7 protein-coding genes and 1 pseudogene are annotated in these 16,659 nt (G+C 66.2%); 5 read left to right on the top strand and 3 right to left on the bottom strand.

The window, feature by feature from the left end; genetic code table 11:
* The first annotated feature begins 410 nt into the window (after positions 1-410).
* From JOF54_RS09045 to JOF54_RS21885, 4 genes are read left to right on the top strand one after another with little or no spacing between them, the layout of a single operon-like run.
* Positions 411-1,973 (top strand): 3'-5' exonuclease, encoded by a 1,563-nt coding sequence (locus tag JOF54_RS09045; protein ID WP_210054911.1) that lies wholly within the window; start codon positions 411-413, stop codon positions 1,971-1,973.
* The gene (locus JOF54_RS09040) at positions 1,973-5,758 is read left to right on the top strand and encodes a protein kinase domain-containing protein (RefSeq protein ID WP_210054909.1); all 3,786 of its coding nucleotides are present in this window, start codon (positions 1,973-1,975) and stop codon (positions 5,756-5,758) included. The genes JOF54_RS09045 and JOF54_RS09040 overlap by 1 nt, the downstream gene beginning before the upstream one ends.
* Positions 5,755-7,368 (top strand): methylation-associated defense system protein MAD7 family protein, encoded by a 1,614-nt coding sequence (locus tag JOF54_RS09035; protein ID WP_210054907.1) that lies wholly within the window; start codon positions 5,755-5,757, stop codon positions 7,366-7,368. The genes JOF54_RS09040 and JOF54_RS09035 overlap by 4 nt, the downstream gene beginning before the upstream one ends.
* The gene (locus tag JOF54_RS21885) at positions 7,365-12,389 is read left to right on the top strand and encodes a helicase HerA domain-containing protein (RefSeq protein ID WP_210054905.1); all 5,025 of its coding nucleotides are present in this window, start codon (positions 7,365-7,367) and stop codon (positions 12,387-12,389) included. The genes JOF54_RS09035 and JOF54_RS21885 overlap by 4 nt, the downstream gene beginning before the upstream one ends.
* Before the next feature lie 111 nt (positions 12,390-12,500).
* Here JOF54_RS21885 and JOF54_RS21880 read toward each other — a convergent pair.
* The 3 genes and pseudogenes from JOF54_RS21880 to JOF54_RS09015 all read right to left on the bottom strand — a co-directional run.
* A pseudogene (locus JOF54_RS21880) lies at positions 12,501-12,654 on the bottom strand (ISL3 family transposase); the annotation flags it as partial.
* Between the two features lie 254 nt (positions 12,655-12,908).
* Positions 12,909-14,477, bottom strand: coding sequence for an SIR2 family protein (locus JOF54_RS09020; RefSeq protein ID WP_210054903.1), 1,569 nt, complete (start codon positions 14,475-14,477; stop codon positions 12,909-12,911).
* Positions 14,478-14,657: 180 nt separating this feature from the next.
* The gene (locus JOF54_RS09015) at positions 14,658-15,206 is read right to left on the bottom strand and encodes a helix-turn-helix domain-containing protein (protein WP_281073357.1); all 549 of its coding nucleotides are present in this window, start codon (positions 15,204-15,206) and stop codon (positions 14,658-14,660) included.
* Positions 15,207-15,303: 97 nt separating this feature from the next.
* On the opposite strand from JOF54_RS09015, the gene JOF54_RS09010 reads away from it, so the two are divergent.
* The gene (locus JOF54_RS09010; protein WP_210054898.1) at positions 15,304-16,572 is read left to right on the top strand and encodes a vWA domain-containing protein; all 1,269 of its coding nucleotides are present in this window, start codon (positions 15,304-15,306) and stop codon (positions 16,570-16,572) included.
* Positions 16,573-16,659: the final 87 nt, after the last annotated feature.

The following is a 16,659-nucleotide window of genomic DNA, read 5'->3' as shown; positions in this document are numbered from 1 at the left end:
TGGGCAGTTCTGAGGAAACGACGGAGCGGCTCTAGAGCCCTGCGGACGCTGGGCCGGACCTTCCTGTCACGACGGGCGCCGTCGTCCGACTTCCCGCCGAGGCGCATCGGGTCGGGCGCCAGGTGCGGCTTCCCCGCGCTCGCGATTCGCCCGCGACGACTGCCTGACGCCCGGCCCCTTGCTGGCCGACATCGCGCCGGGTCACGAGCTGGCCTGCTGCTCCCCCTGCCGCAACGGGGGCCTGGGGAGCGATCTCCCTGAGGTCCGTCGACGGCCCGCTGAGGTGCGAGAAAGTCCACCGGAATGTATACAAGGCACGCGCGCCTGCCCGCCTGATGGCAAGATCTCCCGCGAAGGATCTTTGCTCATCGTTGGACTGAGTGCTCAGAGACGGTTTGGAGGAGCAGGCCATGCCCAATGCTGGGGCGTCGGAACTCGAAGGCGCGCTCACGACGCACCTGACCGAAGCCGGCTTCGATGTCTTCTGGCCGAAGTCCGAAGATCTGCCGACCGTGGTCGCCGCGGGTGGTGGTTTGGGACTCTTGGTGCTCGACCTCGTCGATCACGAGGATGGCGCCCTGGTCGAGCTCAACCGAAAGCTCGCGAGGTTGCGCAACGACGTTCCGCAAGTCGCGCGGGTCCGCGCCCAACGAATCATTGTGGCCCCTGACGCTGGCGCCTCGAGCGATGTAATCTCAACCCCAGAGGACGCGGCTGCGGGTGTGTTCGTCAGACAGCTCTCGCCCAACGGCATGGATGACGGGGCCGTCAAGGCGGTGGCGGCCTATCTTGCGCCTCGTTTGAGCGTTGACGTTCCGCGGCGGCATCCAATGTCAGACGAGGGCGCGGCGGCGCGGGCCGTGGAGCGGCTGGTGTTGGACGCAGCCCAGAGCGACATCGCCTGCAGGCATGTGGACGACGTCTTGCACATCACGGGCCCCCCGGGCAGCGGCAAGACCCTGGTCCTGGCCGCCCGGGCCAAGTGGCTAGCGGCCCAGGATCCTAATTGGCGCATCGTGCTGCTCTGCTACAACCGCCTGCTCGTCCCCTACCTCGAGGCGTTGGTCTGGGGCCACGCCAACATCACCGTCTGCACATTCGGGCAGCTGACCAGTCGGCTCAGAGTCCGCGTCTCCCTAGACAATGAGGAGTGGGCTGAGCAGAACGTGGCGCAGGCGTTGGCGCACGTGAAGCCGGTGTATGACGCAGTCCTAGTCGACGAATGGCAAGATTTCATGGACCCATGGACCCGCCTGGTCCTTGCGACTGTTCGGCCTGGGCGGGGTGGGCTGACCGTCGCGGGTGACCCTAAGCAGGCGCTCTACCGCGACGCTCATAGCTACATCGCTCTCGCTGGGCACAATGTGGAGGAGGCCGCGCTGCATCGGCCCTATCGGTCGACGAGGCAGATCCTCGAGGTGACCTCTGCGCTGGACCAGTCCATGAACGTGGATGGCAGGGCGGACGCTGCCGAGGGTCGGCCCGTGGACCTCGTGTGGGCCGAGAACGTGTCGGAGCTCGGAGCAGCCGTAGCTCGGGACATCGAGCTGCTGCTTGCCGAGGAGGAGCGCCATCCGCAGGACATCGCGGTGCTCGTGACACGCAAGTGGGACATTGGCAAGGTCATGTACCCCCTCAAGAAGGCAGGGATCCCGGTCAGGGCGGTGTACCCGAACCACGCCGAGGAATTCGACTTGTCGGAGTCGTCGGTCAAGGTAATGACCGTGCACTCGTCCAAGGGCTACGAGTTTGACGTCGTCTTCCTCGTTGGCATGGAACACCTCGCAGATCCCGACGGGAGCGATCGCGCCGGTCGCGAGGGTCGGTGCGGCTACGTCGGATCGACGCGGGCCAAAGACCAGCTTGTCCTCACCTACTCACGCGAGAACGTCTATCTCGACCGGATTCGTTCGCTGCCAGACAGTTTGGTCCAGCCGTGGGTCTGGCCGGACGACTACCCCGAGGTGCATTGATGGCTGATCTACGAGTGAAGGGCGAATACGTCGGGCCCGGTGAGCAGCGGACGGCGGAGCACCTCGCTGCAACTCTTCCGAGCGACTGGGTCATCTTCGCCGGCCGTAAGTTGCCGGGCCCGAACCGTGACGATGCCGACCTCGTGGTGGTCGGCAAGTCTCTTGTCTTTGTCATCGAGGAGAAGGCCTGGGGACCCACAGTCGTCGTCGATGACAACAACTGGTATGTCGGCTCGGACGCCAGACCGAATCCGCTCAACCGCGTGGGTCAGGTGGCCCGGATCGTGGCCGGCACCCTCAAGCAGCGAGCCGACGGCTACAAGAACCTGGGTTCCGCCCGCCGCGTTGTACCAGCGGTGATCCTGAGCCATCCGAGGCTGCAGATCCTACGTGGGCGCAATCACGATGAGCGGGAGCACATCTGGGCGCTCACGGAGGCCGCGGACGCGCTCGTGGCCCTCGACGAGCAGTTCCCTGGGTCGGGTCTGGGCGTCGCCCGTCGCCCAGTGATCACCTATCTAGACGACCTGCCCAAGCCCTACGGCAAGCCGACCCTTGGTGGCTACACCCTGGAGTCTCGACTAGCCAGCGCTGGACAGGAACAGGCGTGGTCCGCGACGGACTCGACCGGCGAGCGGCTGGTGCTGAAGTGCTATCCCTCGGCCGCGTTCGGCGCTCACGGTGATCCCGGAGAGTTCCTCCGGCGCGAGTACGTTGCCGTTAACCGGGTTGCGGACCTCGGCCGGACTTGGCGTGCGTTCCCGCCCTTCAAGGATGATTCCGGCAGCCTCTTCGTCGTGCCGGTTGTGCCCCCTAGGGGCGGTACGACGCTGCATGCTTCCGTGCAGGAGGAGGTTCCGCAACGCCCGGGTGGGCGACTGGACGACCAGATCGCACGCGCAGTCACCATCGACGCCTTTCGCGCGCTCCAAGACATTCACGACGCCGGACTTGTGCACCGGGCGCTCCACCCCAAACGGGTCTGGCTGCACCAGAAGCGTCGAGTCATGTTTAGCGATCTCAACCTCGCTCGAGTGGAGGGTGACGAGTCGATCGCACTCTGGGCTGATGACGGCGACATCAGCGAGGACTACCGGGCCCCCGAATGCGCGAGCAGTCTGGCGCTAGCCAACCGAGCGTCGGACGTTTTCAGTCTGGCGCTGTGCCTCGGCTACTGGCTGCTTGGCAGGGACATCATAGAGCAAACGCGGGAGGAGATCGGCGAGCGTTTAATCACCGCGTATCCGTGGGTGCAGCCAATGCTTCGAGCCTTGTCCGGCGCCTCTCAGGACCGACCTCACGCCGGAGAACTGGCTGACAAGCTGTTGCCGGCCGCGCCAGTGGCGGAACCGGTACCCACCCCCTTGGGGGTGTTCGAGGTGGGCGGACTCATCGCAGACCGCTACGAGATCGTCCGCAAGCTCGGGCGCGGAGGGTTTGCGACGTCGTGGAGGGTTTACGACCGGCAGCGCGAGCTGCCGATGGTGCTTAAGCAGTTCCACCAAGACCTGCCGGACAACGTGCGCACCGAGTTTCAGTCGGCACACGGGCTGCATTATGACTACTGCGGAAGCGTCCACGACATTCACGTCAACGAGACGCCCCACTACCTTGTCTCGGAGTATGTCGACGGCGAGAGCCTCGCTGAGGAGGGGCAAGCCTTTTCGGTTGAGCAGCTGCTTGAAATCGCCGTCTGCGTTCTCAAGGCTTTGGATTACATCCACAGCCACGACCGGGTGCACGGCGACGTCACGCCCTCGAATGTGATTGCAGCCCCGGACGGCAGCAGCGCGAAGCTGATTGACTTCGGGCTGACGGTACGTGCCGGCCAGCGGCCGGCAGGTCAAACGCCCCGGTTCGCGGCGCCTGAGCTCAGCGCAGGGCAGCCCGCAACTGTGGCCAGCGACCTGTTCGGCTTCGCCGCGACCATGGCCTACGCCATGCTGGGGCGCCAGATCAGCTCAATGGCGTCCGGCAGCTTCGAGCTGGTTCCCCCGACCGACGCGGAGAAGGAGGCCTGGGGGCCAGGGGGTTCGCGGCTCCTGGACAGCTTCCTGGCGGCGGCCAGACCGGCCCCGGTCGAGCGTCCACCGTCGGCAGCAGCCCTCCTTGAGCTCGTGCGGAGCACACGCATCACCCCGGAGCCCGACACGCCACGTGACGGCGAGGACGAGTTTCGCGTGAACCCCTACGTCGCGAAGATCAGGCGCTTGTACCGCGCGAGCTCGATCGGCAACGCTGGCAATCGCGGGCTCGACGACGCGTTTGCCCTCGCGACGTACGTCCCCACGCGCCTTGATCAGAACCTGCTTCCGAGAGTGGAAGACGGCGACCTCGATGTGGTCCTCCTCAGTGGCAACCCGGGCGACGGAAAGACGTCACTGCTAGTGCAGCTCGGCCAGAGGCTGAGAGAGCGTGGCGCGGAGACGCTTCACGAGGACGAGGCGGGATGGAGCCTAAAGCTGGCTGATCGCACCTTCCACGCGGTTTTCGATGCCAGCGAGGCACACGGCTTGCTGACCTCTGACGAGCTTGTCAAGCAGGCGCTCGAGCCAGTCCGCAACGGGACAGCAGGGCCGGCCACGGCGCTCATCGCGGTCAATGACGGGCGCTTGCACCAGTTTTTCGAAGACAACAGTGAGCGCTACGAGGACTGGTGGTTTGAGATCCAGGACCAGATCGCGGGGAAGGGCCCGGGTAAATCGCGGGTGGTGCTCGTTGACCTCAAACGCCGCTCGCTCGCGTCGACGGACGAGTCCGGTCTGGCCGATCAAGCGCTCGCCTCACTGCTCCGACCCGAGCTCTGGGGCGTCTGCTCTTCCTGCGCAGCGCGGACAGCTTGCCCGATTCTCGCCAACCGGGAGAGCATGAATGGGCCGGGCGCGGGTGGCTTCAGTGAGCTAATGCTAGTCAGCCACCTGCGGCGCCGGCGCCGGGCAACTTTCCGCGACGTCCGGTCCGCGGCCGCCTGGGTCGTCACCGGCGATCGTGACTGCGTCGACGTCCACCAGCTGATCCTGGAGGGAAGGAACGCCAGCCTGATGTCTGACGCCCTTGCACATGACCTGGCCTTCGCGACGGACAGCAACGACTACCTAATCGACGAGTGGAGCGACCTCGATCCCGCGCTCGTCTCGAGTCCGAGCGTGGACCGTGCGCGGCGGCAGTCCAACACGGCCGAGGGGATGGCGTTCCTGCGCAGCACGGAGAGCGCCGCCCGCTCGGTTTACTTCGGCCACCACGTCGACGACGACATCACGCGCAGCGATGTCAGGGTGTACCGCCACTTGACCGAGTTCACCGGGATGCTCAACGGGGGGGATGCGATCGCCACGCGTGATCGTCTCCTGCTCGGCATCAGCAGGCTCCTCGGGGCGCCGGGCTACCGCTCCTCCGGGCTGGCCTTTGGTGTCGGTGCCGGCGACTCCAGCTGGGCGATCCTCCACGCGATCGAGAGCGAGGCCTTCACCGTGCATGTCGCCGACCCAACTCATCCCTACGTGGAGACGATGGCAGACCTACTCGAGCTGCGCCACAAATCCGGTGCGCACACGCTGAGGCTCAATCTCGATACGGCCGAGATGATCCTGCGCGCCGCCGACGGCGAGCTTGTCGATGATTCTGCGTCCGACGCTATCCGCCAGGAAATCGATGCCTTCGTCGGACAGTTGAGCCGCCACCCAGCAAAAGCTGCACACATAGTGGACTCGTCGGGCTCCGTGACCACAGCGACCAGGCGAGGCGTCGAGATCGCGTTCGCGGTCGACCGAGGCGAGCGCTCGTGACCTTCGCGATCCCCAAGGGACTTACGCAGAACTCGCTTGTAACCGAGAACGTCATCAACGTCGAACTCAACGACACCGACATCGACCGGATGATGACCAAGATCCTCGAGCGGGCCGTCAAGCGGGGCCGAGTGTCCGGTTCGCGGGTGGACACGAAGGACTATGACGGCTACCTCGCGAAGTTGCAGCGGTCCCCGCACCTCATCGGGGTTGAAAGCGACCGGGGGCTCGAAGTCCTCGACGGGTGGATTCGCGCCTCCGTCTTGGTTCAGGAGACGGCAGGGCTGCGACGCGACATTGTTCAGATGGGCTACCTCCGCCCACTTACCATTGCGGCCTATCGCAGCGGACTACCGCGGAGCCAGTCCCGCAACCGTCGGGCGGACGCCCTCGCCTACAAGGCAATGGCGCGTACCCTCAAGGCTCGTGGGGACGACAACGAGTCCGCCGTGATCCAGGGCCTATTCCTGCGCACCTTCGGCCGAGGCGTCGAGCTAGGGCCGTTTCCGTCGACGAATCCGACCTACGACGGGTCCGAGGTGGACATCGACACTCTTCTCGCCCTCCGGTTCATCGAGCAGTTTGAGGGCAACGAGGCGCATAACCGGGACCTTGAGCCGCTCGACCCGCCCGTACCTCTCGCCGTCGATCCCCTGAGCCGGGACCTCCTCGAATTCCTCACGTTTTACGGCCCGAAGCTGCCGGTTGCCGAGGCGTATATGCACCTCTCAACCCTGCTGAGCCTGCGCCTGTTTCAGCTACCTCTGGTTACTGCGCACGCCGTGCGGTCCCTGCTCGCCAGCGGGGCCGAGCTGCCTGCATCCGAAAACCCCTGTGCGCAGTACTTCGATTTCGTGCGCCTGCGCGGTCACCCTTCCGACGAGTTATCCCGCATGTCAGTCCAGCGTGACCTCGAGGTAATGCGCACGTTCTTCGGCGACCGACTGCTGCTTCGCTCGCTACAAGAAGCCGTCGTGCTACTACCGACCAAGCCGGATCTGGGTGAGACTGCGGCGTCCCGGCTCGCCGCGCTTGCCGCCTTGAGGGACGACGGCATGATGCAGATGGCCCTACAAATGCAGGTCAGCGCGGTCGAGGCCGCGCTCGCGCCGGAGGACGAGGGCCGCGCTTACATCGCAGAGGTGAGGGCGTCCGGGGGCCTCACCGCCGCCGATCAACTCACCGCGATCCTTGTCGAGGGGCTCCGCAGGCGCGGTCTGGAAAACCAGGTCAAGTGGTTCCACTCCACCGGAGGTATCAAGAAGCCGTACGGGGTCCTCAAGGGCGACCTGCGTTCCCGCGGAAGCTGGCGCTACTCGCTGTCCGACGAGGCGCTGGTCGCGCTCCTATGCATCATCTTCGTCGACGCTAGCGGACAGCGAACGACGACCAGACTGCCCATCCGAGAGGTTCTGGCCCGACTTGAGCGACGCTTCGGCATCCTCATCGCCTCACCCCCGGCGGACCTCGACTCCGCCGACGCCCGTGTCGGCGCGGCGGCGAATTTGTCCGCCTTTACCCAGCGCATGAAGCTGCTTGGCTGTTTCGAAGGACTCTCCGACGACTTCAATGCCCAGTTCGTGACCCGACCCAGGGAGTCGGTCAAGTGACGGCGTCCGCCAATGGGGTGCTCACGTCCACCCTCGCTGAGTACATCGCTTCGATACTCGACCAGGCCGAGGCGGGACACTGCGTGCGCGTCGACGATGTGAACACGGCGCTAGCGCCCGACCTTGCATCTGCCCTCTCTCAGAAGCTGCCGGCGGCCGCCATTCACGTGCTCCGGGCCAGGCCTCAAGGGAACCTGGACATCGCCGCAGAGCGTGCGATCGAGATCCGTAATCGCAAGCGACAACCGTGCGTCCTGGTGGTGCCAGCAGGAGAGGGCCACGCCGCCAGCTCCCTCGATAACTCCTTCCGACGCATCCCTGTCCTGGCCGCTTACCACCATGTCGAGCGACTGCTGCTTAACCGCATCGGCGACCAGGGCGTCCGCGAGCTGGCTACCCGTAACCGCCGCTGGCTCCGTGCTCAGCGTCAAGAGGCCTGGACGGAATTCTTGGCCCAGCTCTGCGTCGAGCCCAGTGAGGCCACTTTCGGGCGGCACCTGTGGATGGTCGGGCTGGTGCCCGACCACGCCGAACACCCGGGCGACCGCGTCGAGCGGAACCGGCTGGCGGTGCAGGCGATCAGCCGCCCGACTCGTCCCTCGGCTGCGATGGACGAGCGGTTCACCGTCGCGGGACTTCAGGATGGGCCGTGGCGGGGCCCTCTGCGCCGGTTCTGCGAGCAGCGCGGAGCTCAGCTTGCCAACCCGCGTCTTTGGACTCAAGCAATTGCCGAGCACTTCCCCGAGCTCACCTTCGACAAGTGGGTCCTAGCTGAAGACATCGCCGAGGACATCGACGAGCTCGAGGTCGTCCCCTTCACGAGGGCGGCCGGCACGGTCGAGAAATGGAGCAAGCTCAAGCAGGGAGCTGACGGCCAGTTGGTCCTAGAGGTCCCCGAGGGTGGCGTCGGGTCGGTCACAGTCAAGTGGAGGACGGCACCCGCCAACGTGGCCGTAGTCGCCTCGTGGGAGTTGTCCGTGGTGCCACCGAACGATCTGCGCACCGATGACACCGAGCCACTCGCCTTGACCGTGATCGCTGGCGCTCGCCGCCAGGGCACTGTGAAGGTTGCCCTCGATGAGGACTCCCTGACCGACGGCACCCGCTTCGTAGTGAGCGTCCGTGCGATCGGGGAGCACGGGGAGTCAGTCAACCTCACCTCAGGCGAGCTCGCGGCCGCGGACAGCCAGGAGTTCCAGATCGTCGGCGCTCAGGTGGGTGAGACGAAGACCCGACGGACCGCAGCCGCGAGTGTCCCCGAGGCCGTGGTCCGCGCCGCTCTCGACGGTCTCGATGACCTATCCGAGGATCTGGTCTCCTGGGACCTGGACGGGCAGGTCTTCTCCCTGCGGTTGGGCAACAAGCGCGCGGTCCAAGTCCGGATCTGTGCCCCGCTGATCAGCTGGCAGCGAGCGGCTACTGCCCGGCCCGATCGGCCTGTCCACTTACGCGCTAGCGGATCCCACGGCACCCCGCTCGACCTTGACCGGGTTCAACAGGTCGAACTGCCGCTCCCCACCGCGCTCCGGCGAGCGCGCGCTGAGTTCCTGTCCGCTCTGGCGGGGACGCCGCACCGCGACACGGTCGAGTCGGCCGCCTGGGATGATGTGCTGCGCGACCTCGCCGTGGCGTACGGCGCGACCTACAAGCGCGCGCTGGAACTCCCCGGCCAACAACTTGACGACCTGCTGCGTATGGACACCGTCTCAATCGATGTCCTGCGTAGCAACACGGTCATTCGTGCGGTCGTCGTCCTCCCAACGCACCCGCTGCGTGCGGTGTGGGCGGCGACTCATGACCGCGTCCTGCGGGACTGGGCCCACCAGCTGACCGAGCTGACACCGCGCGGCGCGCGCGCGCACATGGTCGACGCCGGCCTCGTGACGCAGGTCGTACCCGCCAACCTGCCGTTCACCGTTCCGGTTGACGGCGCGCTCGCGGTGTATACCGAAGAGCTGACTTTCGGCTCCGGCCTTTACTTGGTCCCTAGCAACGTCGACAGCGAAGCGGCTGCCGAGTCCGTGGCCTCGGTGCTCGAGCTTCAGCGGGCCGGTTCCACCATGCGCGCGTCGTCGCAGATGGTGGCGGAGCGGATCCAGGCTTACGAGGCCGCGCACAACCCCGGCGGCACGCTGCGGGTGCTCGCGGTGAACCCAGGTTCCGGTGAGCTGCTCGCTGGCGCTCTTCGCGAACCCGTACAGGTTAGCGAGGAGGAGGACGAGGAGGACCCGCGGCGGTTGGAGATCTTGGCCTACTCTGACAGCCCGTCCTACACCCACCCCGTTGCCGCTCTCTCAGGCCTGCAGCAATCCCTGCGGCGGCGCGAACTCGCCCGCAAGACCACCCACCTGACGCCGCCGCTGTCTCTGTCCGTGCGGCCTGTAGACCAACTCAAGACGGATCTGCAGGACGCCCACCTGACCGTCATTCAGGACATCGGCGCCCCTAAAGTTGAGTTCGGCGCGGACCCCGAGCGCCGGCCGGCGTTCGAGGACCTCCTCGTGCCTATTGTGACTCGATCGTTCAGTGCGGCCGGCGACCTCGTTTGGGAGAGTGTCCCGGCGACCGGCCCCGCGGCCGGGGGCAGCGACGGCGAACTACCAGTCGTGCACCGAACTCATCAACGAGCAGTGGCACGCCTTGCCTCAGGACCGGACGGCACTGTCCCAGCCGTGAGAGTGGTGCTGGATGGCGAGCACCAGGCCCGCATCGGCGCTGCCCATGGCCGGTCGGACTGGGTGATCGGCATCGACCGGTTCATCGGCGTCGACCTGTTCGAGTCGGGCGCCACCGGGGCGATTGGCAAGTCGTACATCCTCGACTACGCGCCGGACTTCGTCGAGGGCATTGGTGAGCGCCTCACCGTGACTACGGCGAACCGTCGCGAGGTGGAACTCCTCCTGGAGGAGGCGATGCGCGATCTCGGCCTCGCCGAGGTTCAGGACAGCGTGGGCGGGGTGCTGTCGACGCTAGCCGTTGTCTCCGGGCGGCTGGCGCTGCGGTTACTCGAGAACACAAACCATGCCCGCGAGGCGGTCGCTCTGGCAGCAGTGATCGCCCACCTTCGCGAACGGGGGGACCTGGAGGGGCTGATCGTGGTGCCTGTCGACGCCCACCCGGAGATCTTCGGCGTCGCGGCGCGCGATGAGGGAGCAGGGCATCGGTGTGACCTGTTGCTCGTGCGCGTCAGTCAGCGATCCTTCAAGATCGAATGCATCGAGGTGAAGTCCCGCAAGGAGGCGCGCCTGCCGCAGATGCTTGCCGACCACATCGTCGACCAGTTGCAGGACACCAAGCGTGTGCTGCAATCGCGATTTTTCGCCAACGATCCTCCTCGCATCGACGTCAAGCTGCAGCTCGCGCGGTTGGCGAGCATCCTTCATTACTACGCCGACCGATCTGCCCGACATGGCCTTATCGCGGAGGAAAGGGCTGCCGAGGTTCACCGTCACATCGATCGGGTAATCGAGGGCCAGGTGGTCCCGGAGATCTCCCTGCGCGGGTACGTCATCAGTCTGGCCGGCGGTGAGGGTTTTAAGAAGAAGTACGGGGAGGTCCCCCTAAACGTCTTAACGGCCAACGACTTGGGCAACCTCGGCTTCACCACCGTGCTGCCGATGCCCTCCGCGCGCTCCGAACCCGACGCGCCGATGTCACCCGGGCTCCCGGCTCAGCGGCGCGCCGGGAATCCGGCCTCGCCGACGCCCGCATCCCGCCCGGAACCCCAGCCCGCGCCCGCGCATGCGACGCAGCAGCCCGATCCCCTTTGGAAACTCGAGAGTCAAGCTGCAGCCAAGGATGATCCAAGGTCGCCGACGGAGGGCGAGCAGTCCGCCGGTTCGGACTCGGACGGCGCTAGCCCGGACTCGCGCCGAAGAGCGCGGTGGACGAGCGCCCCGAGGAACGAGCTCCCGGCTGCGACGCCTGCGCCCTCGGGTTCCGAAGGAGGTGAAGGTCCAGGGACGGGAAAGCCGATCGATCCGAAGAATCCCCGCGAGGTCGAGACCGTCCTGGGTGTTGATGCGAGCTCCTCTGACGTGCTGTGGCGCGTCAGCACCCAGGGCAGCCCTCACGCATTCATCATCGGTATCCCGGGACAGGGCAAGTCGGTGACGACCCGGCACATCATTCGAAGCTTCGCCGACCAAGGCCTGCCGTCGCTAGTATTTGACTTCCATGGTGACATGGCCGCGGATCCGCCGTCCGGCTCCACGGTGCTGAACGCCGCTGAGGGCTTGCCCTTCAGTCCTTTCGAGGCGGATGTCCGTGTGGGGCGACCTATCAACACGACCGCCTGGGAAATATCAGAGATCGTCGCGTACGTCACCAAGCTCGGTGAGATTCAGCGCAACCATGTTTACGACGCTCTTCAAGCGATGTACTCGGCTCGCGGGTGGCAGGGCGTCAATCGGGGGGACAGCGTTCCGGTCATCAGCGAATTTGGCGATGCGGTGGAGATCGCCGAGGCCAACGCTCGCGGCCGCAACGCGCGGCAGAGGCTTCGGCCGATGACCGACTTTGGCCTTTTCCGCGACGATGCGGATACGGCGTTCGACCTCCTCAACGCTTATCGCGGTGGCGTCGTCGTGGACTTGAGCCAGCTAGGGCTTGAAGAAGTGCAGCTTTTCGCGGCCTCCTTCATCTTACGCAAGATCTACCGTGAGATGTTCAACTGGCCGCAGGACCACACGCTGAAGCTGGCAGTCGTACTCGACGAGGCACATCGGATGGCACGTGACGTGACGCTACCGAAACTCATGAAAGAGGGCCGAAAGTACGGGATCAGCGTCATCGTGGCCAGCCAGAGCGCCGACGACTTCCACAAGGACGTCCTGGGCAACGCCGGCACTAAGATCGTCTTCCGGACCAACCACCCCGCCTCCCGCGCCGTTTCCGGGTACCTGCGCGGGCGAAGCGGACTGGACCTAAGTGTCGAGATCGAGAAATTGAACGTTGGCGCGGCCTATGTGGCAACTCCTGACCATCCCCAGGCGCGACGCACCTATATGAGGGATGATTAGCCCTGTGACAGGTTGCTCGGCGCAGTTGCCCGTACCCCGGCTCAGCCAGTCCAGGTCGAATGGCGCGTGCGCAAGCCGGCGCATTACGGTGTCTGGCGCTCTGCCCTGTCATCCGCACCTGCGGCACCACTCTTCAAACGTCGCCACTCGGCAAGCCAGCACCGCCCGGGCGGGGCTCCAGTCGTTGCGCGGCAGCCTCCAAGCCGATCTCGTCCAGCCGGCAGAAGGTGGTCAGGTCAGGACAAGCAAAGGTAGCGTCAACCACGTCGAGGTCTTCCTGGTGGGTTGTGTGAGGACTGGCATCATGGGAAGACCTCAACTCCAACCTCGCCAAACGATGCGCTGGCCACCACTACACCTTGATCTGTGAAGAGCCGCGTAAGCCACCATCCGGTCGACGGGCCCACCGCCTGGCCGCAGTCAGCGCTCCTCACCGAGCACCGCTGACGGTCCTCGGTTCTTGCCGAAAGGGTCGGTGTCTGCTCACTTCCTTCAGCGATAGAGCGGCGCAGCTGTCGATTAGTGCTGGTCTCGGGTCGTGCCGGGATGGGGACCAGACGTGGCGGTACCTGTGCCGCCAAGAGCTAGCAATGTTTCCTCGACCCGCGCCCATCCAGCACTCTGCCGCGCGGACATTGTGGCTCCAGCCTCGAACGCTTGCAGCGCGGCACGCAGTGCGCGGTCGTCCGCGTTCAGCCCGGTGGCGTACCTCTCGTCCAGGAGGTACTCCGCGGATAGGTTGCGATTCCTCGCGGCTGTCCAGGCGAGCCGATCCAAGAAGATCTCCAGGATGCGTGCGGCCGCCCCAGGATCGGCCTCGTCGGTCATGTTGAGGAGCTCCAGTTCGGAGTTCAGGTCGTTGTTCTGCCTGTCGCGCTGAGTGAGGGCGAGCGCGGTCCCGGCCGGTGGGAGGGGTGACCCGTCCTCGACCACGGCGTCGCGCCGTACCCGGGCGACTGCAGCGGCCATCTTTAGGAAGTTTCGGTCCGTCATGCTGAAGCCGACGAACAGGAGGTGGCTAGTCAGCAGGAGGCTCTGCACGACGCCGTGCAGAGCTGCGTACTCCTCGGCATGTGTCTGGTACTGCGCGCCATCGAGGACGAGGGACCCAGGCCGGTTGATATCGCCGTGGAGCTTCAGCAACCACGGCATGCTGGCGTCCGAGATGTGGCGGGTGAGCACCCGATACTTGCCGCTGGACTCGGCGTCCAGGGCGAGCTCCATGCACGGGTCGAAGTTGGTGGTCACCATTTGTCGGACCGCGAGTCCGGCTAGCAAACCATGCCCGATCCCATGCTTGGAACTTCCGAGCCGTTCGCGAATCGCGTCGTGGAAGCGGTCGCCGAGCTCGGCGACAATCGGAGTGGCGACCTCCACCGGGTCGGCCGACGCGGCCCAGTCCACCGCCAGGTTGGCTTCACGCGCCAGGTCCTTGAGCAAGCTCCACCAGTCCGGTAGACCAACCGGCCTGGATACCCCCGCCCCGATGAACAGTGACAGCTGCCCATGTGCCGCCCGCTCACCCAGGCGATCGGCGGCTAGCCTCAGAGGTGGGGAGAGTTCGGTCCAGTCGGCGCCGTCGGTGCGGCGGTGCTGAACTGCTGCGAGATCAGGTCGATTCCAGAGCACGAGCGCAATGTCGAAGCCCTGGGCGGCTCTCCGGAGCGCGGGGAGCAGCGCCTCGATTACCTCGCCACGCCTCTCCCGCAGGCCGCCGGTGCCGGTACCAACGAGCGGTACGGCGATGAGCGGCAGGTGCCGACCGTCTTGAGCCTGGAGGCCGCTCGCTGCAGTTTGGATGCCGTCAACGATCCGCTGCGCCACCGTCCCTGGGGTGGCGTCTGAGTTGGTGGGCGTCGTGATGGTTGCGTAGATGCGGCGTTTGTCAACCTGGGGAAGTCGGATGACATTGTCGCCAATGCGGTCGTTGTCGAGGCGCAGCCAATCCAGATCGCCGGGCGCGAGGCCCTCCGGCAGCAGGGGCTTCCAGACCGGGTTGATGTTGAGGCGGTCATCGCAGGAGAGGACGACTGCGTCGCAGGCGAGGCGGGTGAGGTCGCCGCGGAGGACGAAAAGGTGGCCAGGCATGCGCTACATCCTCGCCTAGAGCGTCCGCCGACTCGGACGGCTCGCCCGATCGCGGGGGGTCCGCACCGGCTGATAGTGGGTGACATCTCACCGTCGTACGGGCGCCATCCCGCCACGGCCATGACGGCCAGTGATCGGCCGCCCCAGCTGCTCATCCGGCTGTACCGTCCTTGACGATTCCTACTGGTAGTCCGGATGCGTGATCCGCTGCGCTTCGTGTTGAACGAGGTCTGACAGCAGCCGAGCTTGGACCTTCCCGAGTGCCTCGAGCCGTCGCCCGGCAGGTAGCTGTGACAGCAATTCGACCGCGCGGCTGACGATGTCAGATTCTGGCAGGGCCGGGACTGCAGGGGGGCCGGACGGGGCTGCAGCTTCAGGTGCTCTGGTGGCTGCCAGGTAAGCCGGGTTGGTGTACCAGGAGTCGTCGTCTCTGCCGGCTGCTTGGCTCGGCCGGGTTCCCTCGGCTCTGGTAGAGGTCGGTGAGGGTTCGCTGGCGAGGACGTCGTACAGGTCGGCGGGGTCGAGTTGGAGGGCGCGGGCGATGACGCCAAGGCGGCCGGGGGAGAGGCCGCGGTAGGCGGTCTCGATCTGCGCGACGGTCGAGTACGGGACGCCGGTGACGTCAGCCAGGTCCTGGCGGCTCATTCCGAGCTGTTGGCGGCGGTTCCGGATGAGCTGGGCCAGGACCGTGCTACCGGTCTTGCCGCTCCTTGGTGCTGAGGACACCATCTCTCTCCTTTTGCTTGTGGCATTATGCTGCTGGCGTTATGCTCTGAGCGTAGCACGGAGCGGCAGAAAGCTCTCCGACGAGGAAGGGACTAAACCGATGCATCTGAACACACATCTTGATCTGGACGTTCTCGCGCACGAGACCGAGGACCACGTCTCGGTGCTGGTAGAGCTCACCGCACCCCAGCTGCCCACCGATGTCACCCGGTCTCCAGCCACCTTGGTGGTGGTCCTGGACCGCAGCGGATCGATGGCCGGTGACCGGATCGAGGCCGCGAAGACGGGGCTGCTGGCGCTGGTCGACCGGCTGGACCCGCGGGACCGGTTCGGCCTGGTGGCCTTCGATGACCAGGTTCAGGTGGTGGTGCCGGCCGGGCCGCTGACCGACAAGCTGGTGGTGAAGCAGGCAATCGCAGCCATCGACGATGGCGGTTCCACCGACTTGGCGGCTGGGTACTTCCGCGGTTTGCAGGAGGCGCGCCGGGTCGCGGGCCGCAACGGTGCGACGTTGCTGCTGGTCAGTGACGGTCACGCCAACGCGGGGGTGTGCGATCCGACTCAGCTCGGCGACGTCGCCCGGAAGGCCCACGCGGACGGGATCACCACGACCACGCTGGGGTTGGGGTTGGGGTTCGACGAGCGGCTGCTGTCGGCGGTCGCGGCCGGGGGAGCGGGCAACGAGCACTTCGCTCGGAACGCCGACGACGCGGTCACGCTCGTCGCCGGCGAGGTTGACGGTCTGCTGTCGCTGGCCGCGCAGGCCGGGGCCCTGCTGGTGCGCACGTCGCCGCACGTCCGCGGTGTGCGCGTGGTCAACGAGCTGCCGTCGGTGGCGGTGCCGGAAGGGGTGCTGGTCGAGCTCGGCTCCTTCTACTCCGGGGAGTCCCGCAAACTGGTTCTCACCTTCGACGTCCCGGGAATCCCCGCGCTGGGGCTGGCCGAGATTGCCACCCTGGAGTTCACCTACGTGGCGCTGCCCGCCCTCGAGCAGCACACGGTGACCGTGCCGTTGCACGTCAACGTAATACCCGGTGACCAGGCCGCCGGCCGCATCCCGGACCCGGTGGTGCGGACCGAGCTGGCGTTCCAGCAGGCGCAGCGGGCGAAGCGGGAGGCGTCCACCGCCCTGTCCGCCGGGGACTCCAAGTCGGCGCGCCGGTCGCTGCGCGCCGCCCGGTCGGCGCTACAGGACGCCTGCGCCGCCGCACCAGCGGCAATGGCCGCGGAGCTGCAGGACGAGCTCGCGGTGCTGACGGAGCTGCAGCAGCAGGCCGCTTCCGGTGACCTGGCCCACGCCGCCAAGCTGAGCTCGGCCGACGCCTCCTACAAGTCCCGCACCCGCGGCCGCACCCGGCCCTCCGCGTGAACGGCCCTTCGATGCCTGCCGGTCTGGCGGCCCCGCGCTGGGTCGAGGCCGACGAGCTGCCGCAGTGGGTCGTTTTAGGAGATCCTG

Origin of the sequence: Microlunatus capsulatus, assembly GCF_017876495.1 — a bacterium.
Classification (GTDB): Bacteria; Actinomycetota; Actinomycetes; order Propionibacteriales; family Propionibacteriaceae; genus Microlunatus; species Microlunatus capsulatus.
This window is presented reverse-complemented; position numbering and strand designations above follow the sequence as displayed.

Excerpts from the sequence above, each read along its gene's own strand:
- JOF54_RS09010 (WP_210054898.1), top strand. The coding sequence starts at position 15,304 with ATGCATCTGAACACACATCTTGATCTGGACGTTCTCGCGCACGAGACC.
- JOF54_RS09020 (WP_210054903.1), bottom strand. The coding sequence starts at position 14,477 with ATGCCTGGCCACCTTTTCGTCCTCCGCGGCGACCTCACCCGCCTCGCC.
- JOF54_RS09045 (WP_210054911.1), top strand. The coding sequence starts at position 411 with ATGCCCAATGCTGGGGCGTCGGAACTCGAAGGCGCGCTCACGACGCAC.
- JOF54_RS09040 (WP_210054909.1), top strand. The coding sequence starts at position 1,973 with ATGGCTGATCTACGAGTGAAGGGCGAATACGTCGGGCCCGGTGAGCAG.
- JOF54_RS09015 (WP_281073357.1), bottom strand. The coding sequence starts at position 15,206 with ATGGTGTCCTCAGCACCAAGGAGCGGCAAGACCGGTAGCACGGTCCTG.